Origin of the sequence: Bradyrhizobium prioriisuperbiae, assembly GCF_032397745.1 — a bacterium.
Taxonomy (GTDB): domain Bacteria; phylum Pseudomonadota; class Alphaproteobacteria; order Rhizobiales; family Xanthobacteraceae; genus Bradyrhizobium_A; species Bradyrhizobium_A prioriisuperbiae.
On record NZ_CP135921.1, the window covers coordinates 7289171 to 7314168 of the forward strand.

At 63.2% G+C, this 24998-nt stretch carries 25 protein-coding genes; 17 read left to right on the forward strand and 8 right to left on the reverse strand.

Going from position 1 to position 24998, the window contains the following annotated elements:
- Window positions 1-386: 386 nt before the first annotated feature.
- A complete protein-coding gene (locus RS897_RS34155; RefSeq protein ID WP_315833078.1) occupies window positions 387-1619 on the forward strand; it encodes a hypothetical protein in 1233 nt (410 codons plus the stop codon).
- 29 nt (window positions 1620-1648) lie between these two features.
- Here RS897_RS34155 and RS897_RS34160 read toward each other — a convergent pair whose 3' ends face one another.
- Both RS897_RS34160 and RS897_RS34165 read right to left on the reverse strand, forming a co-directional pair.
- The gene (locus RS897_RS34160; protein ID WP_315833079.1) at window positions 1649-2341 is read right to left on the reverse strand and encodes a Crp/Fnr family transcriptional regulator; all 693 of its coding nucleotides are present in this window, start codon (window positions 2339-2341) and stop codon (window positions 1649-1651) included.
- A gap of 147 nt (window positions 2342-2488) precedes the next feature.
- Window positions 2489-2734: a hypothetical protein gene (locus RS897_RS34165; RefSeq protein WP_315833080.1), complete on the reverse strand. Its 246-nt coding sequence runs from the start codon at window positions 2732-2734 to the stop codon at window positions 2489-2491.
- A gap of 271 nt (window positions 2735-3005) precedes the next feature.
- On the opposite strand from RS897_RS34165, the gene RS897_RS34170 reads away from it, so the two are divergent.
- Window positions 3006-3941 carry a hypothetical protein gene (locus RS897_RS34170; RefSeq protein WP_315833081.1) on the forward strand — a complete coding sequence of 312 codons (936 nt, stop codon included), beginning with the start codon at window positions 3006-3008 and terminating at the stop codon, window positions 3939-3941.
- A gap of 93 nt (window positions 3942-4034) precedes the next feature.
- Here RS897_RS34170 and RS897_RS34175 read toward each other — a convergent pair whose 3' ends face one another.
- Window positions 4035-6377: a TonB-dependent receptor gene (locus RS897_RS34175; RefSeq protein ID WP_315833082.1), complete on the reverse strand. Its 2343-nt coding sequence runs from the start codon at window positions 6375-6377 to the stop codon at window positions 4035-4037.
- 163 nt (window positions 6378-6540) lie between these two features.
- Window positions 6541-7956 (reverse strand): ATP-binding protein, encoded by a 1416-nt coding sequence (locus tag RS897_RS34180; protein WP_315833083.1) that lies wholly within the window; start codon window positions 7954-7956, stop codon window positions 6541-6543.
- A 216-nt stretch (window positions 7957-8172) separates the two neighbouring features.
- On the opposite strand from RS897_RS34180, the gene RS897_RS34185 reads away from it, so the two are divergent.
- Window positions 8173-8793 (forward strand): response regulator transcription factor, encoded by a 621-nt coding sequence (locus RS897_RS34185; protein ID WP_315838830.1) that lies wholly within the window; start codon window positions 8173-8175, stop codon window positions 8791-8793.
- Between the two features lie 57 nt (window positions 8794-8850).
- Here RS897_RS34185 and lanM read toward each other — a convergent pair whose 3' ends face one another.
- Window positions 8851-9258 (reverse strand): lanmodulin LanM, encoded by a 408-nt coding sequence (lanM, locus tag RS897_RS34190; RefSeq protein WP_315833084.1) that lies wholly within the window; start codon window positions 9256-9258, stop codon window positions 8851-8853.
- A gap of 378 nt (window positions 9259-9636) precedes the next feature.
- Between lanM and RS897_RS34195 the strand changes: the two genes are divergently transcribed.
- From RS897_RS34195 to fghA, 3 genes are all read left to right on the forward strand, one after another.
- Window positions 9637-10746: an S-(hydroxymethyl)glutathione dehydrogenase/class III alcohol dehydrogenase gene (locus tag RS897_RS34195; protein ID WP_315833085.1), complete on the forward strand. Its 1110-nt coding sequence runs from the start codon at window positions 9637-9639 to the stop codon at window positions 10744-10746.
- A gap of 31 nt (window positions 10747-10777) precedes the next feature.
- A complete protein-coding gene (gene gfa, locus RS897_RS34200; protein ID WP_315833086.1) occupies window positions 10778-11341 on the forward strand; it encodes an S-(hydroxymethyl)glutathione synthase in 564 nt (187 codons plus the stop codon).
- 122 nt (window positions 11342-11463) lie between these two features.
- Entirely contained in the window at window positions 11464-12312 is an 849-nt protein-coding gene (gene fghA, locus RS897_RS34205; protein ID WP_315833087.1) for an S-formylglutathione hydrolase, read from the forward strand.
- Window positions 12313-12325: 13 nt separating this feature from the next.
- On the opposite strand, the gene RS897_RS34210 is transcribed toward fghA, so the two are convergent.
- Entirely contained in the window at window positions 12326-12829 is a 504-nt protein-coding gene (locus RS897_RS34210) for a DUF3280 domain-containing protein (protein WP_407654584.1), read from the reverse strand.
- A 134-nt stretch (window positions 12830-12963) separates the two neighbouring features.
- On the opposite strand from RS897_RS34210, the gene RS897_RS34215 reads away from it, so the two are divergent.
- Genes RS897_RS34215 through RS897_RS34235 form a run of 5 tightly spaced genes read left to right on the forward strand, consistent with a single transcriptional unit; the run spans window position 12964 to window position 17450 of the window.
- On the forward strand, window positions 12964-14172 hold the full coding sequence (locus tag RS897_RS34215; protein WP_315833089.1) for an ABC transporter substrate-binding protein: 1209 nt from the start codon (window positions 12964-12966) through the stop codon (window positions 14170-14172).
- Between the two features lie 21 nt (window positions 14173-14193).
- Window positions 14194-15165 (forward strand): YVTN family beta-propeller repeat protein, encoded by a 972-nt coding sequence (locus tag RS897_RS34220; protein WP_315833090.1) that lies wholly within the window; start codon window positions 14194-14196, stop codon window positions 15163-15165.
- On the forward strand, window positions 15162-15980 hold the full coding sequence (locus RS897_RS34225) for an ATP-binding cassette domain-containing protein (RefSeq protein ID WP_315833091.1): 819 nt from the start codon (window positions 15162-15164) through the stop codon (window positions 15978-15980). Before RS897_RS34220 ends, RS897_RS34225 begins: the two co-directional genes overlap by 4 nt.
- Window positions 15981-15990: 10 nt before the next feature.
- On the forward strand, window positions 15991-16839 hold the full coding sequence (locus tag RS897_RS34230) for an ABC transporter permease (RefSeq protein ID WP_315833092.1): 849 nt from the start codon (window positions 15991-15993) through the stop codon (window positions 16837-16839).
- Complete coding sequence (locus tag RS897_RS34235; RefSeq protein ID WP_315833093.1) at window positions 16836-17450, forward strand: hypothetical protein; 615 nt, start codon at window positions 16836-16838, stop codon at window positions 17448-17450. Before RS897_RS34230 ends, RS897_RS34235 begins: the two co-directional genes overlap by 4 nt.
- Window positions 17451-17474: 24 nt before the next feature.
- Here the strand turns inward: RS897_RS34235 and RS897_RS34240 are convergent, their stop codons facing one another.
- A complete protein-coding gene (locus tag RS897_RS34240) occupies window positions 17475-18389 on the reverse strand; it encodes a helix-turn-helix domain-containing protein (RefSeq protein WP_315833094.1) in 915 nt (304 codons plus the stop codon).
- A gap of 168 nt (window positions 18390-18557) precedes the next feature.
- Here RS897_RS34240 and RS897_RS34245 point away from each other — a divergent pair, with 168 nt between their 5' ends.
- The 6 genes from RS897_RS34245 to RS897_RS34270 are packed head-to-tail and all read left to right on the forward strand — an operon-like array spanning window position 18558 to window position 24575.
- Complete coding sequence (locus tag RS897_RS34245) at window positions 18558-19781, forward strand: amino acid ABC transporter substrate-binding protein (RefSeq protein WP_315833095.1); 1224 nt, start codon at window positions 18558-18560, stop codon at window positions 19779-19781.
- 37 nt (window positions 19782-19818) lie between these two features.
- Complete coding sequence (locus RS897_RS34250) at window positions 19819-20688, forward strand: branched-chain amino acid ABC transporter permease (RefSeq protein ID WP_315833096.1); 870 nt, start codon at window positions 19819-19821, stop codon at window positions 20686-20688.
- On the forward strand, window positions 20685-21629 hold the full coding sequence (locus RS897_RS34255; protein ID WP_315833097.1) for a branched-chain amino acid ABC transporter permease: 945 nt from the start codon (window positions 20685-20687) through the stop codon (window positions 21627-21629). Before RS897_RS34250 ends, RS897_RS34255 begins: the two co-directional genes overlap by 4 nt.
- Complete coding sequence (locus tag RS897_RS34260) at window positions 21626-22375, forward strand: ABC transporter ATP-binding protein (protein WP_315833098.1); 750 nt, start codon at window positions 21626-21628, stop codon at window positions 22373-22375. Before RS897_RS34255 ends, RS897_RS34260 begins: the two co-directional genes overlap by 4 nt.
- Complete coding sequence (locus tag RS897_RS34265) at window positions 22368-23105, forward strand: ABC transporter ATP-binding protein (protein WP_315833099.1); 738 nt, start codon at window positions 22368-22370, stop codon at window positions 23103-23105. Before RS897_RS34260 ends, RS897_RS34265 begins: the two co-directional genes overlap by 8 nt.
- An 18-nt stretch (window positions 23106-23123) precedes the next feature.
- On the forward strand, window positions 23124-24575 hold the full coding sequence (locus RS897_RS34270) for an aldehyde dehydrogenase (protein ID WP_315833100.1): 1452 nt from the start codon (window positions 23124-23126) through the stop codon (window positions 24573-24575).
- Window positions 24576-24597: 22 nt separating this feature from the next.
- Here RS897_RS34270 and RS897_RS34275 read toward each other — a convergent pair whose 3' ends face one another.
- The gene (locus tag RS897_RS34275; RefSeq protein ID WP_315833101.1) at window positions 24598-24987 is read right to left on the reverse strand and encodes a DUF930 domain-containing protein; all 390 of its coding nucleotides are present in this window, start codon (window positions 24985-24987) and stop codon (window positions 24598-24600) included.
- Window positions 24988-24998: the final 11 nt, after the last annotated feature.

Genomic DNA, 24998 nt, shown 5'->3' on the forward strand with positions numbered 1-24998 from the left:
AACGGCTCCGGAATGCGAACAAACGCCGTTGCTGTTGCCGATCGCCTGGATGCTTTTAGAGTTGACACTTCAGGCAGATCCAAAAGCTCAGTAACGGGCAAAATTCATACAATGTCCGGGACGGGGTGGCAACGCCGGCACGGCAGACCTGCCAGATCCCGATAAATCCTTAGCGCAGGCGGGTGCCCTCCACGTCGTTCGCCCCAAAAGGCACCCGGCCCCCCTCCCAGCCCGGGCTCTGACCTGCCCCACCCGCGTGCAAGCCCGGCAATGTTCAACTTGTGATTTTTCACACAGCGTCCCGGCGCCTCCCTCGTGCAGGGTAAGTGGTCCGGAACGACCACCCATCGGAACACCTGCAGGTCACCACAGAGGGACAGGGTCCTATGCCGCGCCCCATTCGAAAATTTTCCCTAGCCCGCGCGATTCGAAAGAACGCGAGAAATCTCGCTGAGGCGCAAAATACCTACAAAAAGAATGTGGTGGTCGTGAACACGTTCATCACCGGTGTCCTGAGCTCGTCATTGCCGTCCCTGAACGATCATCCGCCGGATTGGGAGGACTTCGTCACGGCCTATGAGGCCGCGACCGGGGACGCGCTCAACTGGGTCAACAACGTGATGGCCCGCCTGCTCAACGTTCCGGGCGAAGTGCAAAACTACGACCGCCTTGTCACCATGCTGCTGCAGGACGCACTGGCGCAGACCGCTCTGCTGGAATCCAATCCCAACAACCCCATGGCACTCGCCATCCTGAATAACGATTTGTCGAGCCTCAAGGACCAGTTGGGTCTGATCACGACCTTCATTTCCGGAGCAATTACGCAGCTACAGAATTTCAAAGATGTCCTGCCGGGCATGGCGACCCAACTGCAGGCGATTGCGACAACCTCGATCAACGCCTCCAACGCCGACCAGCAGCAGATCGCCAGTTTGAACACGCAGGTTCAGCAGCTTCAGTCCGACATCAAATCGATCACTGCCGCGATTATTGCGCTCGGCATCGCCGGTGGCGCCGCCCTGACACTGGGCATCGTGGTCACCATCGGAGCATGGCCACTCGGCGCGCTCGCCTGGATCGTCCTCGGTCCGGCCGTCGCCGTTGCAACCACTTTCATTGCGCTCGATGCGGAGAAAATCAAAGCCGACAAGTCGGCAATCACGACGCTCGAAAATCAGATCACCGGCATCACGGCCGATGTGTCCACCCTCACGCTGCTCTCGAGTGCCTATACGGCGATGGCTAACCAGACCGAACAGCTGCAGACTGATCTTGAGGTCATTCTCGATGAATGGCAGATGTTGAATAGCGACGTCTCGCAAGCCATTTCCGACATCCAGACGGCTATCGCCGACGCCAGCTCGGCGAATTTCACCGCCGTGGCAAACGACCTTAACGAGGCCGTGACCGAATGGACCGCAGCGTATACGCAGGCAGGCGCGCTCACCGTGCAGCTCAATGTCAGCAATGCGCAGCTCCAGGTCGGCATGTCCTCCGCCCAGGTTCAGCAAACACTGCAGCAAGGCCAGACAGTCGACATCATCACGTACTACAATCAGGTGAGTGCGGTGGCCAAGGCCAGGCGACTTGCACAGACGAACCTGAAGCGAGCCTCCTAGTCTGCGCGCGGGCTGGCGGCAGTCACGCCTCAATCGTCGGCAGCGTCGTCGACCATCCGGCGCAGCCGATTTGCGTCCAGCAGTTCGATCGCGCCGCGGCGGCGTGTGATAAGGGCCGCCCGTTCCAGCACGCCGAGCTCCCGTGTCACGGCCTCCCGATTGCCGCTCACCCTGGCTGCGAGCTCCGAATGAGTGGGCGGTGGCGAGACAACGAGCAAGCCCGACGTCCCCTGGGCCGGGCGCGCCAACCGCAACAGTTCGGCCCACAGCCGATGTTTCATACTCAAACCTGATGTCTCACTGGCACGGTTCGCCAGCATCCGAATCTGGCCGACCAGCACGGCAAGAACCTGGTCGCAGACATCAGGATGCTCATGGATGGCGCGTCGGAACGCAGCCGCAGGCATGCGCGCCAGCATCGAATCCGTGATGGCCACGATTCCCCCTGTTCGTGGCTTCAGATCAAGTGCAGCCAATTCGCCAAAATATTCGCCGGCCTGGAGATCGCGCAGAATCGTCTCTCGGCTCCCGACAGAAATCACCACACGCAGGTGCCCATGAAGCACAAAAAATACGTCGGTCCCTTCCGCATCGTGGTCGAGCACCCATTCCTTCGCCGCCACCCGGCGCCAGGCGCAGGAGCTCTCAACACGCTGCAGTTGCTGCTGATCGAGAGTCCGAAAGAGCGGAATCTGCGCCAGAGTTCTCGTCACCTGCGGCATTGGGTCCTCGGGATCAAAATACCTTGAACCTCAATTCCGATCGCAATCGGAACTGGCGGCTCCAGATTCTGCCCTTATGCACTTTCTGTGCGCGAACCGGTACCGGCTTTGCCGACCGATGATCAAGGCTGATGGCAAGGAAGGCGCTCAGAAAATCTCGCGCAGGAGATCTCGGCTCATGGCCAGCAGCGGAGCCGAGCGGCGCTGCACAAACCGCACGGTGCGGTGGCGTCGCGGCGGCTGCACGACAAACGCTTCAATCGGCACCCTGCCCGCCCGGGCCGCGATCAACCGGGAGCTGCGGGACAGCGAGACAAGAATAAAGGCCACGCTCGATGTCAGTACGATCCCGAGGAGCGCCGCGAAAATGACTATGGCGAACAGAATCGACATGGATGATCCGCGATCCGTGGTGGCCCTGAGCCTCAGTCGTTCAGATGAGACATCGCAACCAACCGGATGGTTCACGACAAGTTCCAGGGAAAGGAACCTGCGGAAAAAATAAGGCCGTCCGACGATCGCCCAATCCTGGCCCAGGCTCCGTTTCTACCGCGTAGCAACAAGACAAATTGTGTCGTCTTTTCAGATAGACAGACACAGATTGGTAACCAATTCGCAACAATTGATGGTCACTAAATAATCAACGACATCAGGAGAATTGATCGTGACCGAGCACAGTGCCGCCGACCCGGGCAGCAAAGCGAGCGACAGGGCCGACAACAGCCCCTCGATCGTCCCCGGTGTGTCGGATATGTCCGCCAAGGATGCTCCCGAGCCGGCGTCGACGGTACCCTCCGCCAGCACGCCCGCGGAATTTCAGGGATCGGCAGTTCCTGCCGATCCGGTCACCCCCGAAACCGACCGCGAGACCACGCGCAATTCCTCTAACATCATGATCCTGTGGCCCGAGCGTCCTGAAAGCTCGGCCAGTTCGTCCTATGCGGACGACGACGGCTTCACCCGCAAGCCGAACGCGCGAGCCAGCCTGCGCCGCCGGCGGCTGATGGCCATGGCAGCCGTGATCGCAGTCGCGGCGGTGTGCGGCGCCGCGGGTGGTTCGCTGGCGACGCTAGCGCTGGGTCACCTCTCCGCGCCGCAAGACACCAAGACGGCGGCCGTCGATGAGACAGCTCCGCTCCGGGACGCCGTCGCCCGCCTGACCGCCGACATCGGCGGGCTGAAAGCCGACCTCGACCGCACTGGCAAGTCCCGCACTGCGCAGATCGGCAAACTCGGCGACCGCCTCGAGAAGGTCGAAAAGTCGCAGGAGGACACCGCCACCAAGGTCGGCAAGATCGGCGACGCCCAGGAAAAGATGCAGGACAAGCTGCGCGCAGCCAGCGCATCCGCGGCACCCGAAACCACGGGTTCGATCGCAGCCACCCCCGCCAAGACCGACGCCGGCAAGAAGCTCGGGATTGTGGATGGCTGGACACTCAGCCGCGTCAGCGGCGGCGGCGCCATCGTCAACGGGCCGATGGGCGCTTACGAAGCCTATCCTGGCGATCCACTTCCGGGCCTCGGCCGCGTCGATGCGGTCCGCTATCAGGACGGCCGCTGGGTGGTGGTAACGCAAAAGGGATTGATCGTGCGCCGCTAAGCGCGTTCAACAGATCAACAGGATTTCACAAAAAAGCCCGGCGTCGCGCCGGGCTTTTTCGTTGACGGCTTAATCGTTGGCACCTGTTGCTGCTCAGAACCTCGCCCGCAATCCCGCATAGAACGCGCGCGGACGCGCCGGGCTGACGGAGCGAGCATCGGCGAATTGCCCGCCCGTGGCAAAATTTGGAACTGCATCGGTTTCGAAGAAGGTGCCGTGGGTGTAATAGCGGTTGTCGAGGAGGTTATCGATGCGGCCAAAGACCTGGAATGTCTTATTGATCTGATAGGAACCGTGCAGGTTGAACACGGTGTAGGAGCCGAGCTTCGCCTCCTGATTGGACCCGTCGCCGTCGAAATACTGGCTGCTGACAAACAGCATGTCGCCGCCGAGCTTGAAAGCATCGGTGACGTTGACATCGACGCCGGCCTTGACCCGGTGCCGCGGGACCGAGGGAATCTGGTTGCCCGGCAGGACCTGGATCACGCCGCCATTGTCTTCTGCCGTTGGGCTGTTGGAGCCCAGTACCATCGCGTCGCGGAAGCGCGCATCCACGAACGTGTAGCTTGCATAAAGTTCAAACCGGCTGGCTTTGAGATTCAGTTCTGCTTCCACACCCTCGCGCCGGGTCGAGCCGACGTTCTGGAAATAGCCGAAACCCTGCAGTTCGCTTGGGATGGCAAGGATGTCGTCCTTGTTGTCAGTGCGGAACACACCGAGCTTCCAGCTCAGCGCGCCGAACTCCGGCCCCAGATTACGGCTGCCGCGAACACCAGCTTCAATCGTGTGCGACACCACCTGCTTCAGCGGCGGGTCGGATACGAGGAAAGCCGCGATGGTGCATGGATTGTTCGGGTCGGCACAGCCGAGCTCAAGCGGGGTCGGAGCGCGGTTGGCCTCCGAGTAGCCGGCATAGACCGACAGCTCTGGCGTGATCTTGTAGGTGGCGCCAATGATCGGATTGAAGCGGCTGTAGCTGTGGTCGCCATTCAGCGCCGTACCGAGTTGATCTCGGAGGCTGATGTCGGCGGTGTTGAAGCGGCCGCCGCCGGTTACGGAGAGGCTGTTGGTCAGGTCCAGCGTATCGAGCGCATAGAGGCCGCCGTAAAGATTGGTGGTGCGCAGCGACACTGGCCCGATCGACAACGGGACACCTGACTCTCCAAGGAAGATGCCCGAGCCGGTCAGCACGTAGTTCGGCCCCAGCGTGCCGAGTTCGGCGCTGGCGTTGAAATTGGTGAAGCCATAATCAACGCTGCCGCCGAGCACGAATCGGTTGTTCAGCCCGAACAGCCGATCGGTGTTGGTCGCCTGCAGCGACGCGCCGGTCGTGGTCGAGCGAGTCGATGTGCGGTCGTTCTCGCCAAGCGTGGCGCCATCAGCAAACGGATTGTTGAGTTGCACGCCGTTCAGGCCGTTAGCCGGGATGGGGTCATCGCCGAAACAAAGCAATGTCGGATCGGCGCAAGGGATCGCCCCGGTCGGGTTGCCGTCCTGGGTCCTCTGACTGAACTTGCGGACACGCGCTGAACCTTCGAGTGTCCAGGTCGGCGTCGCCTCCACTTTGCCGGTCAGATTGAGATAGCCGACGCGGTTGCTGCTGGTCTGTGGTGTCGTATAAGTCGCGCCCCAGCCGCGCGCCTGCAGCAGTTCGACCGGCACCGTCGCGGCTGCGCCAAAATTGTTGTTGGCGAAACCCATGTTGAGATGAAATTCGCTGACGTCGTTGCGATAGCCGACGTCGCCGTAGAATCGACGGACGTCGGACTGCGAAAAATTGCGGAAGCCGTTGTCGTGCAGACCTTCGAACGCGCCGTAGACGGCGAAATTGTCGACCTTCTTCCCCCACTGAATCCCGCCCTGAACGCGGCCATAGGAGCCACCCATGATGGTGGCCTCCGCGCCCTGATAGCTGAAGCCGTCCTTCATGCGGATGTTCAGCGCACCACCGAGGGCGTTGAGGCCGAACGCAGGGTTGTTGGTCACGACGTCGACGGACTGGATCGCCAAGGTCGGGATCAGATCCCAGTTGACGGTGTCTCCGAACGCCTCGTTGATGCGCACGCCGTTCTGGTACACTGCAAGCCCCTGCGGCGTGCCCGCCACGGGCGAAGCGGTAAAGCCGCGGAACTGGACGTCGGGTTGAAACGGGTTGCCGGCGACTTCATTGATGATGACCCCCGGCACCCGCTGCAGCAGCGCATCGGTGATATTCATGGAGTCGGTGCGCTGGATGTCGTTGGCGTGAACCGTGGTGACGGCGGCCGGCACCTTGTCGGGATCCATGCCGGAACTGCTCAAGGGCGTGGTGGCAAAGACCTCGATGGTCGGAATGGTTGTGGCCGCTGATGTCGGCGGAGGCGCGGTCTGGGCGTCGGCACGTCCCGCCATGCAGGCGAGACACAGTGGCAGGACCGACAGATATCGAGCGCCCATATTAGCTTCCTCCCATCCCCTTTTGCCCGGTCTGATCGCCGGCTTGGGTGGTCGGGAAAAAAGCTAATGTTTCATCAGATGTCGGACACGCGAAAAAGGTCCCAACCTTCACGGGAAAACTTCCCAAACAGCCTCGAAAAGGCCCCGTCTGCGGCGATATCGCTCATGACGCCTGGGACAACCGACGATTGTGCATCAGTGTTGCATTCTTGCACTCATCGTCACCGGGGATCGTTGCTTCCACCGTCACACCGCGACCGGTCGACGTCACGGTCACATGACCTCCAAGCGCCATCACCCGCTCCCGCATTCCTGTCAGACCCAAGCCAAGCTTGTGATCGGCGGGCAGACCGCCGCCATTGTCCTCAACTCGCACCCGCGCCGCGCCGCGCCGCCGATCCGAGGGCAGCGGGATCAATTCGACCGTGACTTTAATATGGGTCGCGCCGGAGTGACGGAATGCGTTGGTCAGCGCCTCCTGCACCGTGCGGTAGATCGTCAGGTCGGCAGTCTCTCCGCTCCCGGGCGCAGGCGCGATACGCGCCTCGACCACGACATCCGGATGCACCTCGCGCCACAGCCGAAACAGGGCTGCGAGCGCCTCGTGCAACCCCAATTCTGCAAGTCCGACCGGCCGTAGCCGCTCGAGCACCCGCCGATTGGCCTGTTGCAAGGCATTCACTTGATCCAGCATGGCGCTTGCGTGCTTTCGCAACGCCTCGAGCCGTGGTGACGGCGTATCCGCCATCCGCATCAGCGAGGCGAGATGGGCCCGCAGCGCAAACAGATAGGGACCGAACTCGTCATGCAGTTCGCGCGCGATTTCCTTGCGCTCGACGTCCTGCAACGACACCACCCGCTCCGCCAGCAGCCGCTTCTCCTCCACCGCATCTCCCAGCGTTGCAGCCAGATGATTGAGCTTGCCGCAGATGGCGGCCAGTTCCGAGGAGCCGTCCGGCGCCACGCGGGTGTCGTAGTGGCCGGCTTCGATGCTCAGCATGGCCTGCGCCAGCGCATCAATCGGTGCCAGCGCCCGCTTCACCACCGTCATGGTCACCAGGAACAACAGCAGCGCGACCGCGGATCCCACCTCGAGCTGGGTGACGATGCCGTCCCAGATTTCGGCCATCTCGTCGTTGGGATGCGACGTCACCACCAGCGCCCCAAGCGAGCGACCGTTGGCAGCGACCGGAACCCGCACCGTGGTCTGCTCCGGATGGATCAGCGCGACGAACCATGCCGGTGGCGCACGCAGGTCGGGATCGTCCGAACCATCTCTCCCGACAAACTCAGGACTTCTTCCCGGATCACCGCCTTCGCGGGTGATGCTGACATGGCGCAGCCGGCTCAGATCCGCGGCAATTTGATTCAACCGCGCATCGGGATCGCCGGTCTCACCAAGGCCCGCGATCCGGCTCTCGATGAACTCCCGCGCCAACCGCACCGTACTGCGGTCCTCCGCCTGGACCCGCGGGCCCGCCTCCCACACCAGCCGCCCGATGTTGACCGCGAGGCCAAGCCCCAGCACCAGCGCCAGAAGCATGTTCAGACGCGCCCGCAAAGACAGCTTCCGCCACATCATCCGGCTCCGCTCATCCTGACATCTCGCAGCTTTCAAGACCAACATTGACAGACAAAAACTGCGGCTATCTAATTGAACGCGACTGCATTTTGTTTGCAATGGCTAACAGCAAGCGGATTGCCGATTGCCCGCATTTGCAGGGTGATCGCGTAACCGCGCCGCATTGCAGCAGAATGCGCTGCAACAGATGCAACAGATATGTGCCGGGTGCCCATGCGTGTCCTGATCGTCGACGATCATCCCATCATCGCTTCCGGCTGTCGCGCGCTGCTGGCGGGTGATTCCGACATCGAGATTATCGACGCCGCCGATGCGGACAGCGGCGAGCAAGTCTTCCTGGCGGAGAAGCCCGATGTCTGCGTGCTCGATATCAATCTCCCCGGCGTCTCCGGCTTCGAACTGGCGCGCCGAATCCTGGCCCACTCCGCGTCTGCCCGCATCATCATGTTCAGCATGAACGACGATCCGATCTTCGCCGCACGCGCGATTGAAGCCGGCGCCAAGGGCTATGTGTCGAAGTCCGGCGACCCATTCGATCTCGTCGAAGCGATCCGCGAAGTCGGCAAAGGCGGCGTCTTCCTGCCGCCAGCTATTGCGCGCGACATCGCCTTTGCCAAACCGGCCTTCGCCCAGAGCCCGCTGGCGAAATTGACCTCGCGCGAGATCGAAATCCTGCGGCTGCTGAGCGCCGGCAAGAGCCTGACCGAAATCGCCTGGCTGGTGCACGCGTCCTACAAGACGATCGCCAACACCTCGTCGATCATGCGCCAGAAGCTGGGCGTGCGGACCTCGGCCGAACTGGTACGGCTGGCGATCGAAAGCCGACTGACCTGAGCGCACGGCCGCGAGGCCGTGCCGGCATCTCCTTTGACGCTCGATCTCGCGGCCGTTCTATCTCAACAGCCGCAACAGCGCTTGCCCCGCCTTTGAGCGGAACTCTTTGCGATCCAGGGTCCCGTCGTTGTCAGGATCGGCGGCCCTGAAGCGCTGCTCGACAATCGCAAGATACTCGTCCTTGTCCAGCGTGCCATCACGATCGGGATCGGCGATCGCGAGTTCTCGCGCGGTCAGACGTCCCCGCACTTCGCGAACGTCGAGCGTTCCGTCGTGATCGGGATCTAATCTGTCGAACACCGCTGAAGCCACGTCCTTGACTTCGTCGAGATCGAGCGTGCCGTCATTGTCCGTATCGAAGATCCGGACAGGATCGAAACGGTGCGACGTCGCGAGCGCCGGCAAGCTGCCGCCGATCAGAGTGCTCGTCACCAACGTCAGCAGCATGGTACGGCGCGATATCATTTCAATGATCCCTTTCGATTCCGAATGCTCAATCACCAACACGACGCACGATTCGTGCAGCGTGTTATCCCGATACTACGTGCGAGTTATCCCGATACTACACGGGAATTGTCACAACAATTCGTTTGCCATGTCACGCCGCAATGCGGCAAGTACTTCGCGCGTTCGCATCACAAAAAACCTGCAAATCCAGCCGATCACACGAAGAAAAGCGCAGTTCAACAATTGCAATCTTGACGTTCTGTATAACCGTGCAATGCTTCGCATCATCGCAAGCAACACTCCCTTCGACATCAAGCCGAATTCCCGAATGCGGCTTGGAACAGAACCCACCCCATCCAGGCTCAAACGAAAATCGTTTGGGCGGAGACAACAAAAATGAAGACTCGCGCAGCCGTCGCGTTCGCCGCAAAGAAGCCCCTCGAAATCGTCGAGCTCGATCTCGAAGGCCCGAAGGCCGGCGAAGTGCTGGTCGAAATCAAGGCCACCGGCATCTGCCACACCGACGCCTACACCCTCGATGGTTTCGACAGCGAAGGCATCTTCCCCTCGATCCTCGGCCATGAAGGCGCCGGCATCGTGCGCGAGGTCGGCGCCGGCGTGCTGTCGGTGAAGCCCGGCGATCACGTGATCCCGCTCTACACGCCGGAGTGCCGGCAGTGCAAAAGCTGCCTCAGCGGCAAGACCAATCTCTGCACCGCCATTCGCGCCACCCAGGGCAAGGGTGTGATGCCCGACGGCACCTCGCGCTTCAGCTACAAGGGCCAGCCGGTCTACCACTACATGGGCTGTTCGACGTTCTCGAACTTCACCGTGCTGCCCGAGATCGCAGTGGCGAAGATCCGCGAGGACGCTCCCTTCGACAAAAGCTGCTACATCGGCTGCGGCGTCACCACCGGCGTCGGTGCCGTAGTCAACACCGCCAAGGTCACGCCCGGCGCCAATGTGGTGGTGTTCGGCCTCGGCGGCATCGGCCTCAACGTGATCCAGGGCGCAAGGATGGTCGGTGCCGACAAGATCATCGGTGTCGACATCAATGACGACAAGGCCGACTGGGGCAAACGCTTCGGCATGACCCATTTCGTCAACCCGACCAAGATCAGCGGCGACATCGTCTCGCATCTTGTGACGCTGACCGACGGCGGCGCCGACTACACCTTTGATTGCACCGGCAACACCACCGTGATGCGCCAGGCGCTCGAAGCCTGCCATCGCGGCTGGGGTGTGTCGGTGGTGATCGGCGTCGCGGAGTCCGGCAAGGAGATTGCCACCCGGCCGTTCCAGCTTGTCACCGGACGCGTGTGGAAAGGCACTGCGTTCGGCGGCGCGCGGGGACGGACCGACGTGCCGAAGATCGTCGACTGGTACATGAACGGAAAGATCCAGATCGATCCGATGATCACCCATGTTCTGAAACTGGAGGAAATCAACAAGGGTTTCGACCTGATGCACGAAGGCAAGTCGATACGTTCCGTCGTCGTTTTCTGACCAACAACAAACGCAGAAGGAGGATTGATCCATGACTGTTCACATCCACCCATCCGTCGATGGCGGTGTCCGCAAAGGCACCGGACACTTCGCCGGCGGAACTCTGGCCTGCAAATGCAGGGATAAGCAGGTCAAGGTCGGCATCAAGGGCGATATCGCCCACAACCACGCCTGTGGCTGCACCAAATGCTGGAAGCCTGACGGCGCCACGTTCTCGGTGGTGGCCGTGGTGCCGCGCGACAACGTGACGGTGCTGGAGAATGGCGACAAGCTCAAGATCGTGGACACCAGCGCCGCGATCCAGCGCCACGCCTGCACCGGCTGCGGCGTGCACATGTACGGCCGCATCGAGAACAAGGGTCATCCGTTCTATGGCCTGGACTTCGTCCACGCTGAACTGTTCACCGAACAGGGCTCGGCTGCCCCCGGTTTCGCCGCGTTCGTGTCGTCGGTGATCGAGTCCGGGGTCAATCCATCAGAGATGGACGGCATCAGGGCACGGCTCAAGGAGTTGGGGCTCGAACCCTACGACTGCCTGTCGCCGGCATTGATGGATGCGATCGCGACCCACGTCGCCAAGTCAAAGGCGGCCTGATCCGCAAGAGGCTGGCGGATCACCGCCGGCCTCCCCCCTTTGTCGGGCACGACACCTCGTCGCGCGATCCGCAATAATTTATTCAAGATCCCCCGCGACCAGCGGCCGGACCTGGAGACGTCATGACTATCGAAACGGTGTCGCTCAATCGATCGTATGGCGGCACGCAAGGCGTCTACAAGCACGCAAGCCGCGCCACCGCCACAACCATGACCTTCTCGGTCTATCTTCCGCCTCAGGCTGAGAAGGGCGTGACGCTGCCGGTGGTCTGGTATTTGTCCGGCCTCACCTGCACCCATGCCAACGTCACCGAGAAAGGCGAATTTCGCCGCGCCTGTGCCGAACTGGGATTGATCTTCGTGGCACCCGACACCAGCCCGCGCGGCGACGGCGTGCCCGGCGATCCGGCTGGCGCCTATGATTTCGGGCTCGGTGCCGGCTTCTACGTGGATGCCACGCAGCCGCCTTTCGCGCAGCATTACCGGATGTGGAGCTACGTCACCGAGGAACTGCCTGCGGTGATTGCGGAACACTTCCCGGCGGATCGGACGCGGCAATCCATTCTCGGTCATTCCATGGGCGGCCATGGCGCGCTAACGATCGCGCTGCGCCTTCCCGACCGTTACCGTGCGGTGAGCGCATTTGCGCCCATTGTCGCACCTTCCCAAGTCCCGTGGGGCATCAAGGCGCTGGGCGGCTATCTCGGAGACGATCGCAAAGCCTGGCGCCGGCACGATGCGGTGGCCCTGATCGACGACGGCGCGCGCGTCTCCGACCTGCTGGTCGACGTCGGTAATGCGGACCAGTTCCTTACCCAGCAGCTTCGCCCGGAGCTCCTGGAGCAGGCTTGCACCAAAGCAGGTATCCCGCTCACGCTGCGCCGGTCCGACGGCTACGACCACAGCTACTACTTCATCTCGACCTTCATGGATGACCATCTGCGCTGGCATGCGGCGCGTCTGAAGGTTTGAGGACGCCGTCCTCTCAGTGACGCACGCCGTAATTCGGCTCGAGCAGCCGGTTACGCAGCAGGAAGCTCGCGGTGCGCGCCCAGGATTCGTCGGTGTTGCCGCGAAAATCCGCGCTCATCGCGGTGACCTGCTGTCCCGTCTTCGCGTCACGCACATAGATGATCATGCTGAGAATGAGTGTCGAAATCTTGCGCACCACGCCGGTGATGGCGAGGTCGGCGCCGAGTTTCCTGGCGAGATCGACGTCACACTCCCCGCAGGCCTGCAGGTTGCTGTTGTGCGCTGCGGTGTTTACGGGGGCGATGTCGACGATAACGAATTTGCCCGACTCGGCGAGGCCCTTGCGCACCTGATCGCTGATCCGCATCAACCGGGCCTGCTCGTCGGCCTGCGGCCCATTTTTCTCGCCTTCGAGGCTGCTGTCGGCCAGTTCGAAATCGAACACCGCGGCTTTGGAGCCGGCCTGCGAATTTGATGCAGGCGCTTGCGCCCAGGCCGTCGAAGGCGGCACGATCATCAGCAGAATAATCCACCAAAGCACCCGCGTCACGGTTCCGCTCGCAGCCCGGCTACACCAAAATGTTCGTTGCAACTTAAGACGGATCGGCCATCTTGCAAGCAGGAAGTGCCCGAGAAGAATATTGTGGGAGGATGTGTTTGGCCCGATCGATATTGGGCGCGATCGCATGTGTGTGCGCGCTGATTGCAACCTCGCTTGTCTGCCCCTCTCTTGCTGCCGATCCTACCGAGATCCGGATCGGCTATCTCGGTCCTGCCGGCGTCAAGTCCACGCTCTCGCTGGCGGCACAGCCGGCGGAGAACAATGGCGTCGCCGGTGCACGGCTCGCGATCGAGGACAACAATACCACCGGCCGGTTCCTCAACCAGCGCTACGTGCTCGATGAGGTCCGCCTCAAGGATGGCGATGATCCCGCCGCCGCGGTCACCGCCCTCGCCAGCCGCAACGTCGCTTTCATCATCGCGGACCTGCCGGCGGATGCGCTGCTGAAGGCCGCGGATGCTGCCAGCAGCAACGGCGCGCTGCTGCTGAATGCCGGTGCCTCCGACGATCGGCTGCGCGAGGAAGATTGCCGCGGCAATGTGATCCACGTCGCACCGACACGCTCGATGCTGGCCGACGCGCTGGCACAATACCTGGTGTGGAAACAATGGAAGCGCTGGTTGCTGGTGCTGGGATCGCACCCGGAGGACAAACTGTTCGCCGATGCGTTGCGCCGCGCCGCCACGCGCTTTGGCGCCAAGATCGTACAGGAACGGGTGTTCGAGGATACCGGAGGCGCCCGCCGCACCGACAGTGGCATCACCCTGATCCAGCGCCAGATGCCGGTCTTCACCCAGCAGGCGCCGGCCTACGATGTTCTCGTTGCTGCCGATGAGAGCGAAGTGTTCGCCGCCTATCTGCCCTACCGCACCTGGGACCCGCGGCCGATCGCTGGCTCGGCCGGCCTGGTTGCGACCAGTTGGGACGCGGCGCACGATCAATGGGGCGCGATCCAGTTGCAGAACCGTTTCCTGAAGCTCAATTCACGGCGTATGACGGCCCTCGACATGCAGGCCTGGACCGCCGCGCGCATGATTGGCGAGGCCGCCGCACGCACCAATTCCGGCGATCCAAAAGCCATCACCACATTCCTCAAGAGTCCGAATTTCTCGCTCGCCGCCTTCAAGGGACAACCATTGACGCTGCGCGACTGGAACCTGCAACTGCGCCAACCGATCCTGCTGGCGGACGGGCGTATGGTGGTGTCCGTGTCGCCTCAGGAAGGCTTTCTGCACCAGGTCTCGGAACTCGACACCCTCGGCGTAGACAAGCCCGAGACCAAGTGCAAACTGCGTTAGGTTGAAATGGAGTCCCGAGACATGTGGCGCTGTTGTCTGTTGTCCGGAATGGCCGTCTGGCTCGCCGCTGCCACCCCGGCGGGCGCGGTCATGGCCTACGTCTCCAATGAAAAAGGCAACACCGTCACGGTGATCGATACCGACACCTGGAAAGTAACCAAGACCATCAAGGTGGGCCAGCGGCCGCGTGGCATCGAGTTCACCCATGACGGCAAATTCGTGCTGGTGGCGGTCGGCGACGACGACACCATCCAGATGATCGACGCCACGACCCAGCAGATCGTCGATACCCTGCCCTCGGGGCCCGATCCCGAGCTGTTTGTGCAGGACGCCAGCGGCAACATTCTCTATGTCGCCAACGAGAACGACAACACGGTGACCATCATCGACATCGCCAAACGCGCGCGCGTCGGCGATGTACAGGTCGGTGTCGAGCCGGAAGGCATGGCCATCAGTCCGGACGGCAAGTTCCTGATCAACACCTCCGAGACCACCAACATGGCGCATTTCATCGACACCACCACCCGCCAGATTGTCGCGAACGTGCTGGTCGACGCGCGGCCGCGTTTCGCCGAATTCAAGCGCGACAATTCCGAGCTGTGGATCTCGTCGGAGATCGGCGGCACGGTGGCAATCCTCGATCCGGACAAGCGCACGATCAAGACCAAGATCAGCTTCAATATCCCGGGCCTGCGGCGAGAGGCGATCCAGCCGGTCGGCATCGGCATCACCAAGGACGGCAAGACCGCGTTTATCGCGCTCGGACCGGCTAACCGGGTCGCCGTGATCGACGCCACGACCCATCAGGTCAGCAAATACCTGCTGGTCGGCCAGCGGGTCTGGCACATGGCCTTCACCCCGGACGAAAAATATCTGCTGGTCACCAATGGCGTGTCGAACGACGTCTCGGTGATCGACGTCGCGGCGCAAAAGGTGATCAAGACCATCCAGGTCGGCGAACTGCCCTGGGGCATCACGATCGCACCGAAATGACCGAGACCATCGCCCCCATTGCCAGTAGCACCGCACAGGCGCACGACCAAAGCGGTCCCGCCGACGTGGCGGCGCTGGCGATCGACGGGGTGAGCCATGCCTACGGCCGTCATCCCGCGCTGGAGAATGTCAGCTTCGCCGTGCGGCCGGCGAGCTTCGCCGCGCTGCTCGGGCTCAATGGCGCCGGCAAGAGCACGCTGTTTGCACTGATCACCCGCCTGTTCGGCGTGCAGAGCGGCGCGATCCGAATCTTCGGCCACGATATCGGGCGTGACCCCGGCGAAGCGTTGCGGGTGCTCGGCGTGGTGTTCCAGTCGCGCACCCTCGATCTCGATCTCTCGCTGATGCAAAACCTGCAGTATCACGCTGCCCTGCACGGCATCGGCCGGCGCGAGGCACGCGCCCGCGCCGAGGAGGTGCTGGCGCGCATCGATCTCACCGAGCGCGCCGGCAGCAAGGTGCGCGCGCTGTCCGGTGGGCAGATGCGCCGTCTCGAAATCGCGCGCGCGCTGCTGCATCGCCCTCGCCTGCTGCTGCTGGACGAAGCGACGGTCGGTCTCGACGTCAAGGCACGCGCCGACATCCTGCGCCATGTCCGCCGGCTGGTCAGCGAGGACGGCATCGGGGTGCTGTGGGCGACCCATCTGCTCGACGAGATTACGCCAAGCGACGATCTCATCATCCTGCATCGCGGCCGCGTGCTGACCACCGGGGTGGTGCCGCGCATCATCGCCGACACCGGAACGCCGGACCTGTCGTCCGCATTCATGAAGCTGACGGGAACGGCGACCGAACTTGCGAGCCCCACACCATGATCATCACACCATGACCATCGACGCCATCGCCCCGCGCCGTTCCGGATTTTCACTCGCGCAGTATGCCACCTGCCTGAACGGCATCGTCTGGCGCGAAGCGCTGCGTTTCCTGCATCAGCGCGAGCGTTTCATTTCGGCACTGGTGCGACCGCTGGTCTGGCTGTTCATCTTCGCCGCCGGTTTCCGCCAGGTGCTCGGCATTTCGATCATCCCGCCTTACGAGACCTATATCCTTTACGAGGTCTACATCACTCCCGGGCTGATGGCGATGATCCAGCTGTTCAACGGCATGCAGTCCTCGCTCTCGATGGTCTACGACCGCGAGATGGGCAACATGCGCACCCTGCTGGTGAGCCCGCTGCCGCGCTGGTACCTGCTGTCCTGCAAACTGCTGGCGGGCACCGCGGTGTCGGTGCTGCAGGTCTATGCGTTTCTGCTGATCGCCTGGTTCTGGGACATCGAGCCGCCACGGATCGGTTATCTCACGGTGCTGCCCGCATTGCTGCTGTCGGGACTGATGCTGGGCGCGCTCGGCATGCTGATTTCGTCGGGCATCCGGCAGCTCGAGAATTTCGCCGGCGTCATGAACTTCGTGATCTTCCCGATGTTCTTTGCCTCCTCGGCGCTTTATCCGCTGTGGCGAGTGCTGGAGGGCAGCCCGATGCTCTATTATGTGTGCCAGTTCAATCCCTTTACCCATGTGGTGGAATTGATCCGGTTCGCGCTCTACGGCCAGGTCAACTGGATCTCGCTGGCCGTGGTCGGCGGCTGCACCATCGTCTTCATGCTCGGCGCGGTGCTCGCCTACGATCCCTCGCGCGGCATGATCCGCCGCAACCCGGCAGGAGGTGAGGCATGAAATCGAAGGCTGTCCTGTTTGCCGTGCTGCTGCTCGCGGGATCGGCCGATCCCAGTGTCGCCGCCGATCCGCGTTATCCGGACTGGCCGTGCGCCCAGGCCAAGGTGCCGGAGGTGTCGCTCGCGGCGGTCTGGGCCGGCCCGGCCCTCGACGACGTCACGGACGCGTGGAAAGATGACACCGATGTTAGCACCCTGGTCGAACGCCTCGCCGCCCGGCGCACGCCGCTGGACGAAGCCGAGACCCTGATTTCAGGTTTCCTGACCGGTGATGTTTCAGCCAAAGCGACACGCGGCAAGCTGCTGTTTGCCGGCTTGTTCGAAACCCTCAATGCCCAGCGCTCGTCGGTGATGAACGGGCTCGAACGCGTCACCCGCAAGCAGCGCGCGGCCGCGGAAGCAATCCGGGCCGATGTCGTCGCCCTGCAGGCGCTACAGGGCGCGACCCCGCCGGATCAGGGCAAGGTCGAGCAGCTCGGCAACCAGCTCACCTGGCAAACCCGCATCTTCGAGGACCGCCGCCAGATCATCCGCTTTGTCTGCGATGTCCCTGTCGCGATCGATCAGCGATTGTTCGCGCTCGGGCGGATCATCCAGCAGCAGATGGAATAGCGCCCGGGTGAACGGGGTCAGCGATCAAGGCCAGGCCGCGTATGACGGCCTGCTGCGCGCGTGATCGAGCCGGATCTGCCGGCGATAGGTGCCGGGCGATGCACCATGATATTTCCGGAAGAAACGATTGAAGTAAGCCGGATCGCGAAAGCCGAGCCCGTAGCCGATCTGCTCCACCGGCAGATCCAGTTGCTGAAGCCGAATGCAGGCTTCATGCATCAGACGGTCGTGAACGATGGCGCGCGGGCCGCAGCCCTTCTCGCGCTGACAATGCGCATGCAGTTTGTCGGAGGTCACGCCCAGTACCGTGGCATAGCGAGCGACCGACCAGCCGTCTCGATAGTGCAGTTCGACCATCTGCAGGAAATTGCCGACCAGCGCCGCTCCACCACCCCTGCCCGCGGCATCATCGCGCTCATCGGACGAGGTCCCGAGCCGCCACAGATGCAGGCACATCACCAGAAGCTGCGACGAAATCATGGTCGCGCCGCCGTGGCCGGGATCGCGCAGCTCCGCCACGATCGCGCGGCAGGATTCCACCACCGCATGACGGGACGGTGCAACGAGCGTGTCCCCATCCAGCAGTGCGACTTTGTCGGTCGTCCGGCGCAAATGTAGCGCTTCGGCGCTGCTCGAGATGATCTTGATCAGAAAGTCGTCTTCCACGGACAGCAAAAATCCACTGGCGCCCGCGCCGGCCTCGATCGCGGCATCCATGTTGCCGGGCAGCCAGAGCAAGGCCGGCGCGGCGAGCGCAACCTGCGTGCCCTGCCACGATGCGACGCCGTGATCCGACAGCAGCAGCAGCAGATGAGCGCGGCGCGTCCCGCGTTGACGGATCAACCACGTGCGCGACGCCAACGCGGCTGAAAATGCTTCGGCCTGAACCGCCAGAGCGACCCCGACCGGCAGTCCCGTCACATCAGCCGACGCCAGCACCACACCCCCTCCTGAGACAAAACGCCGCCTGCCAAGGGGCGGGATTGCCGAAAACGTACAATCTTTCCCCGGTTTCGTCCAATTCCAAGCATCCGCACACGTCCTCTAACGTCCGGAGCGATCACGAGCGCCGACCAACGCGCCGATCAACCAAGCTGGGAGGAGACCATGAGGACATCCATCACACGTCGCGTCGCGCTGCTTGCAGCCGCCGGCGCCGCAGCCTTAGGACTGACCGGACCTGCCGACGCGCAGACCTCGATCAAGATCGGTTACGCGATCTCGCGCACCGGCCCGAACACGGGTGGCGCCGCGGTGACCACCCTGCCGAACTACGAGCTGTGGGTGAAGGAGGTCAATGCCGCTGGTGGTATCAAGCTCGGCGACAAGCGCGTCCCCATCGAAGTGGTGCAATATGATGACCGCTCGAATGCGGAAGAAGCCGTTCGCGCGCTGGAGCGGCTGATCAACCAGGACAAGGTCGATTTCATCCTGCCTCCGTGGGGCACCGGCCTCAATCTGGCGGTCGGCCCGATTCTCAACCGCGAAGGCTATCCGCATCTGGCCGCGACCGCCGTGACCGACCGCGCGCCGGAGCTCGCCAAGCGCTGGCCCAACAGTTTCTGGCTGCTCGGCACCAGTGCGGACGCCGCGAAGACGCTGGTCGAACTCCTGGTGAAGCTGCGCGACGAAAAGAAGATCGGCGAGACCGTCGCCATGGTCAGCGTCGCCGACGGCTTCGGCATCGATCTGTCGGCGGCGGCCCGCCCGGTGCTCACCAATGCGAAGTTCAAACTGGCCTACGACAAGAGTTATCCGGTCGGGACCCAGGACCTCGCGCCGATCATCAACGACGTGAAGGCCTTGAACCCGGATGTTGTGATCGCCTTCAGCTATCCGCCCGACACGCTGGCCCTGACCGAGCAATCCCGCCTCGCCGGCCTCAATCCGAAGGTGTTCTACACCGGTGTCGGCACCGCCTTCCCGCTCTATCGCCAGCGCTTCGGCAACAATGCGCAGGGCGTCATGGGCATCGGCGGCTGGAGCGGCGACAGTCCGGCGATCAAGGACTATCTCGCCCGCCACAAGGCCGCCGCCCCCAACAATGCGGAGCCCGATCGCTGGGCCAGCGCCGTGACCTATGCGAGCCTGCAGATGCTGCAGCAGGCCATTGAGAAGGTCGGCAAGATCGACCGCGCCGCGGTGATCAAGGAGCTTCAAACCGGTTCGTTCGACACCGTGATCGGCAAGGTCAAACTCGAGAACAACATGCCGACGCGATACTGGTGGGTTGGCCAGTGGCAGGACGGCGAGTTCTACGGCATCGCGCCGGCCGGCAACGACGGCGCACGCACAGCGATCGTGCCGAAGCCGGCATGGGCTGCTCCGTAACGCCGAGAACTCTGGCAACGCGACTGGCAATTGAACCATGACCAACGCCATTCTGACCGGCCTGATGCTGGGCGGCATGTATGCACTCACCGCCATGGGGCTGACGCTCCAGTATGGCGTGGCGCGCATCATGAACCTGTCCTACGGCGAGTTCCTGATCGCCGCCGCCTTTGCATCGCATTGGCTGTTCACCGGATGGGCGCTGAGCCCCTTCCTCGGGCTGGCGTTGGTCATTCCTGTCGCTTTTGCGGTCAGCTTCGCCGTCTACAAGCTGCTGCTCACGCCGCTGGTGCGCCGGGCGCGCACCCGCGACGCACTCGAAGTCGACAGCATCCTGGCGACATTCGGACTGGCCTTCATCGTGCAGGGAAGCATGCTCTCGCTGTTCGGTGGCGCGTACTACAGCTACTCGTACCTGGCTTTCCCCGTTCATTTGCTGGGTGAAACCATCGCGGCCAACCGCCTTGCCGCGCTGGCCGTCACCATCCTGCTGGGCGCTGTCCTGTACCTCGCGCTGACCCGCACCCGCGCGGGCACTGCCGTGCGTGCGGTTGCTGTCGATCCGTCCGCGGCCCAACTCGTCGCCATCGACGTCGCACGGACGTCCGCATTGACTTTCGCATTGGGGGGCGCGCTGGTCGCGGCCGCCGGCGTGCTGGTCAGCACATTCCTGACCTTCAGCGCGTCATCGGGCGTCGTATTCACGATGAAAGCGCTGATCATCGTGGTGATGGGCGGGATCGGCAACATCCTTGGATGCGTGATCGCCGGTCTGCTGCTCGGCGTCAGCGAAGCACTGGTCGCCTCATTCGTCGATCCCGGACTGACGCTCGCGGTCAATTTCGCGCTGTTCCTCACGGTGCTGCTGGTGAAGCCCGCAGGTCTGTTCGGCAGGGCCACGCGATGACCCCGCGTCATATCGCAACCGGCCTCGTCGCATTGGCCGCCCTCACGCTGCTGGCCTTGGTGCCGCGCCTGGTCAATCCGTATCATCTCGCCCTCGCCATCAGCCTGCTGCAATACACCGTGCTGGCCACAGCGTGGGGCCTGTTCTCCGGCCCGACACGTTATGTATCGCTGGCGACAACAGCCTTCTTCGGCATTGGGGCCTATACGGTGGCCGTGCTCGGCGAGGTGCTGCCCTGGCCCGTCGTTCTTCTGATCGCAGCCGCGCTGGGCATGGTCATCGCGGCACTGGTCGGGCTTTCGACCTTGCGGCTCAGCGGCGTCCATTTCGTTATCTTCACCTTCGGACTGGCCGAACTGGTCCGCCAGCTCGTGGTCTGGTTCGAGGTCAACAAGTCCCGCGTGCTCGGACGTTATGTCTTTGTCGACATCACCCAGAGCGACATCTACTGGCAGTTGCTGCTGCTCGCGGTCGCCACGTTCGCGCTGGGCTGGCTGATCAAACGATCGCGGCTGGGTTTTGCACTTCGCATCATCGGTGAAGACGAAACCGTCGCTGCCCATTGCGGGATCAACACCACCACCGCCAAGGTCGCCCTGTTCGCCATCAGTGCCACCATCATGACGCTCGCCGGCGCGATCATGGCGCCGCGCTGGACCTACATCGAGCCCTCGATCGCGTTCAACCCGATGATCTCGTTCCAGGTGCTGATCATGGCGCTGCTCGGCGGCACGCACCGCCTGTGGGGACCGGCACTCGGTGCGATTCCGCTCACCCTGCTGTTCGAACTGCTGGGTGCGCGCTTTCCGAACACCTTCACCATCATTTTCGGCTGCATCTTCCTGCTGATCGTCTACCTGCTGCCGCGCGGCGTCGCCGGCCTGCTTGAAAGCCTGCGCATCAAGCTGCGCGGTGCGCCTTCGCGACAGGTGGTGGCATGAGCAGCGGCCATCCCGGACCGGTTCTCGAGGTCGAAGGCCTCCGGCGCGCCTTCGGTGGCCTCATCGCGGTCAACGAACTCGGTTTCACGGTCGGAAGCCACGAGATTGTCGGCCTGCTCGGCCCCAACGGATCGGGCAAAACCACCGCACTCAATCTGATGTCCGGCGTGCTGCGCCCGGACGCCGGCACCATTCGCCTGGCGGGCAACGACATTTCCGGCCTGGCATCGTATCGGATCGCGCAGCGCGGTCTTGCCCGGACCTTCCAGCTCGTTCGGGTGCTCGACGGCATGGACTGCCGTGACAACGTCAAGGCCGGCATCGCCTTCCACAGGCCGCATCTCTCCGCGGCAGAGCTCGAAACACGCACGACCACGTTGCTGCACCGGGTCGGCCTTGGTGGGCAGGAGCTGCGGCCGGCGGCCGACCTGACCTATATCGACCGCAAGCGGCTGGAACTTGCGCGAGCGCTTGGACCGACGCCGCGGCTGCTGTTGCTGGACGAATGGCTGGCAGGCCTCAACCCATCCGAACTCACCATCGGGATCAACCTGATCCGGTCACTGAAGCACGACGGCATCGCCATCGTGCTGGTCGAGCACGTCATGAGCGCCGTGCGGGCGCTGTGCGACCGCTGCGTCGTGATGAGCAGCGGCCGAAAGATCGCCGAGGGAACAACTGTCGAGGTGCTTGCGAACCCGGCCGTAATCGAGGCCTATCTGGGCGGGATGGCAGCCGATGCTTGATGTCGCCAACCTCAGCGTCGCCTACGGCCAGCACCGCGCCCTCGACGGCGTCGCGCTGAACATTGAACGCGGGGAAATCGTCACCATCCTCGGCGCGAACGGCGCAGGGAAAACCTCGCTCCTGAAGGCCATCGCCGGGATGGTGCCGACGCTGCCCGGAAAGCGCGTGACTCTCGATGGTCATGACCTCGCCCCCCTCGCCGCCCACGATATCGTCGAGCGCGGCCTTGCGCTGGTTCCCGAAGGCCGCGGCATCTTCGGCGACCTGACCGTGAAGGAAAACCTGCTGCTGGGCGCCAATCCAAAACGCGCCCGCGACGGAGAAGCAGCGCGCCAGAAGCAGCTTTTCGACATGTTTCCGCGCCTGCAGGAACGCGCCGCACAGGTAGCGCGCACCATGAGCGGTGGCGAACAGCAGATGCTCGCAATCGGCCGCGCGCTGATGTCGAATCCGGTGATCCTGCTGCTCGATGAGCCATCGCTCGGCCTCTCCCCCGCCATGGTCCACGAACTGTTCGTCACGCTCCGGCGTATCCGCGAAACCGGCGTCGGCCTGCTGCTGGTCGAACAGAACGCCCAGGAAAGCCTGCGCATCGCCGACCGCGGTTATGTGCTCGAGAACGGCAGCATCGTCGACCACGATACCGCTGCCAGCCTGCGATCCAATCCGGCGGTCCAGCGCGCCTATCTCGGCGGGCCGGTGACCAGCCGCCCAATCACACCACAATGACCAGGGAAGGATATGCTCATGCATGAAATCTCACTTCTGCTCGACAGCAAGGACGTTCCGGCCGCGAACGGCGCCACGTTCGATCGCCTCAATCCGGTGACCGGCGACATCGCGAGCCGCGCCGCGGCGGCTCAGGTCGCCGACGCCCGCCGCGCCGCGGATGCGGCGGCCGCCGCCTTCCCTGCATGGTCATCGACCGGTCCCAGCGCCCGGCGTGCCATTCTGCTGAAAGCCGCGGATCTGCTGGCGGCAAAAGGTCCGCAGTTCGTTGAACTGATGGCCGTGGAAACCGGCGCGACGGCCGGCTGGGCAGGATTCAACGTCCCCCTCGCCGCCGGCATGCTGCGCGAAGCCGCCGCCATGACCACGCAGATTTCCGGCGAAGTGATCCCGTCGGACAAGCCGGGCTGTCTTGCCATGGCGATCCGCCAGCCGGCGGGTGTCGTGCTCAGCATGGCGCCGTGGAATGCGCCGGTCATTCTCGGCGTCCGTGCGCTGGCTTTGCCGCTGGCCTGCGGCAACACCGTGATCCTGAAGGCCTCCGAGATCTGCCCCGGCACCCATCGGCTGATCGCCGAATGCCTGCGCGATGCGGGCCTGCCGCCGGGTGTGCTCAACGTCATAACCAATGCGCCGGAAGACGCACCGGAGCTGATCGAAACCCTGATCGCACATCCGGCCGTGCGTCGCATCAACTTCACCGGATCGACCCGGGTTGGCCGGATCATCGCGCAGGTCGCGGCGAAATATCTCAAGCCGGCGCTGCTCGAACTCGGCGGCAAGGCACCGCTGGTGGTGCTCGACGACGCCGATATCGACGCCGCGGTTGCCGCCGCGAGTTTCGGCGCCTTCATGAACCAGGGGCAGATCTGCATGTCGACCGAGCGTCTCGTGGTCGATGAAAAGATCGCCGACAGCTTCGTGGCCAAACTTGCGGCCAAGGCCGGGTCGCTGGTTGCCGGAGATCCGCGCAAGGGCAATACGCCGCTCGGATCACTGATCGGAACCGATGCGGCAACCCGCATTCAGGCGCTGATCAGCGATGCCGTCGGCAAGGGCGCCAAAGTCGTCGCCGGCGGACGCAGCGAAGGCACCTTGATGTCGGCAACCGTGATCGATCGCGTCAACTCCTCGATGCGCATCTATGGCGAGGAGTCGTTTGGACCGGTCGTGTGCGTGGTCCGGGTCAACGGCGTCGACGAAGCCGTGCGCATCGCCAACGACACCGAGTACGGGCTGTCCGCCGCCGTGTTCGGCCGCGACATCGCCCGCGCCTTCGATGTCGCCAAGCGCATCGAGTCCGGCATCTGCCATGTCAACGGCCCGACCGTGCATGACGAGGCCCAGATGCCGTTCGGTGGCACCAAGGCCTCCGGTTATGGCCGGTTCGGAGGCAAGGCCGGGATCGCCGAATTCACCGAGCTGCGCTGGATCACCATCGAGACCGGCCCCCAGCACTATCCGATATGACGATGAGCGGCCCGGCCCGAGCCTACCGCCACAACCCGTAATCGGCCCACTTCGATTGCGGGATCAGTTCGCCGACCTTGTAGCTGAACGACTGCACCTTCAGATGGTCCGGCGATCCCTTGCAGACGAAGGCCAGCTTGTACCAGTGCCCCCGGTCGCGGAATGCCGCGCCCGGGGCGTTCAACACGTCGCCGGTATGTCGCGGCGGCGACAGGACGTCGGATTTCGCCCTGTCAGGATGAGCGGAACTGCCGTCTCGATGAATTCGCAGCATCGCCTCGAGATCGCAGACTTGCTCCAGACGTGTTCGCGGATCGAGACGGCTGAGGCTGGCGAAAAACCGTGAATCGGCTGCCTCAGCTGAATTGAAAGCGACAAGTCCGAGCAAGACAGCAACCGCAGTGATTTTCACGAGTCCGATTC

Excerpts from the sequence above, each read along its gene's own strand:
- RS897_RS34180 (WP_315833083.1), bottom strand. The coding sequence starts at position 7,956 with ATGTGGCGGAAGCTGTCTTTGCGGGCGCGTCTGAACATGCTTCTGGCG.
- RS897_RS34250 (WP_315833096.1), top strand. The coding sequence starts at position 19,819 with ATGACCAACGCCATTCTGACCGGCCTGATGCTGGGCGGCATGTATGCA.
- RS897_RS34165 (WP_315833080.1), bottom strand. The coding sequence starts at position 2,734 with ATGTCGATTCTGTTCGCCATAGTCATTTTCGCGGCGCTCCTCGGGATC.
- RS897_RS34260 (WP_315833098.1), top strand. The coding sequence starts at position 21,626 with ATGAGCAGCGGCCATCCCGGACCGGTTCTCGAGGTCGAAGGCCTCCGG.
- RS897_RS34185 (WP_315838830.1), top strand. The coding sequence starts at position 8,173 with ATGCGTGTCCTGATCGTCGACGATCATCCCATCATCGCTTCCGGCTGT.
- RS897_RS34195 (WP_315833085.1), top strand. The coding sequence starts at position 9,637 with ATGAAGACTCGCGCAGCCGTCGCGTTCGCCGCAAAGAAGCCCCTCGAA.
- RS897_RS34255 (WP_315833097.1), top strand. The coding sequence starts at position 20,685 with ATGACCCCGCGTCATATCGCAACCGGCCTCGTCGCATTGGCCGCCCTC.
- RS897_RS34210 (WP_407654584.1), bottom strand. The coding sequence starts at position 12,829 with ATGATCGTGCCGCCTTCGACGGCCTGGGCGCAAGCGCCTGCATCAAAT.
- RS897_RS34160 (WP_315833079.1), bottom strand. The coding sequence starts at position 2,341 with ATGCCGCAGGTGACGAGAACTCTGGCGCAGATTCCGCTCTTTCGGACT.
- RS897_RS34155 (WP_315833078.1), top strand. The coding sequence starts at position 387 with ATGCCGCGCCCCATTCGAAAATTTTCCCTAGCCCGCGCGATTCGAAAG.
- RS897_RS34175 (WP_315833082.1), bottom strand. The coding sequence starts at position 6,377 with ATGGGCGCTCGATATCTGTCGGTCCTGCCACTGTGTCTCGCCTGCATG.
- RS897_RS34220 (WP_315833090.1), top strand. The coding sequence starts at position 14,194 with ATGTGGCGCTGTTGTCTGTTGTCCGGAATGGCCGTCTGGCTCGCCGCT.
- lanM (WP_315833084.1), bottom strand. The coding sequence starts at position 9,258 with ATGATATCGCGCCGTACCATGCTGCTGACGTTGGTGACGAGCACTCTG.
- RS897_RS34245 (WP_315833095.1), top strand. The coding sequence starts at position 18,558 with ATGAGGACATCCATCACACGTCGCGTCGCGCTGCTTGCAGCCGCCGGC.
- RS897_RS34215 (WP_315833089.1), top strand. The coding sequence starts at position 12,964 with ATGTGTTTGGCCCGATCGATATTGGGCGCGATCGCATGTGTGTGCGCG.
- RS897_RS34235 (WP_315833093.1), top strand. The coding sequence starts at position 16,836 with ATGAAATCGAAGGCTGTCCTGTTTGCCGTGCTGCTGCTCGCGGGATCG.
- RS897_RS34225 (WP_315833091.1), top strand. The coding sequence starts at position 15,162 with ATGACCGAGACCATCGCCCCCATTGCCAGTAGCACCGCACAGGCGCAC.
- RS897_RS34270 (WP_315833100.1), top strand. The coding sequence starts at position 23,124 with ATGCATGAAATCTCACTTCTGCTCGACAGCAAGGACGTTCCGGCCGCG.
- fghA (WP_315833087.1), top strand. The coding sequence starts at position 11,464 with ATGACTATCGAAACGGTGTCGCTCAATCGATCGTATGGCGGCACGCAA.
- RS897_RS34230 (WP_315833092.1), top strand. The coding sequence starts at position 15,991 with ATGACCATCGACGCCATCGCCCCGCGCCGTTCCGGATTTTCACTCGCG.
- gfa (WP_315833086.1), top strand. The coding sequence starts at position 10,778 with ATGACTGTTCACATCCACCCATCCGTCGATGGCGGTGTCCGCAAAGGC.
- RS897_RS34265 (WP_315833099.1), top strand. The coding sequence starts at position 22,368 with ATGCTTGATGTCGCCAACCTCAGCGTCGCCTACGGCCAGCACCGCGCC.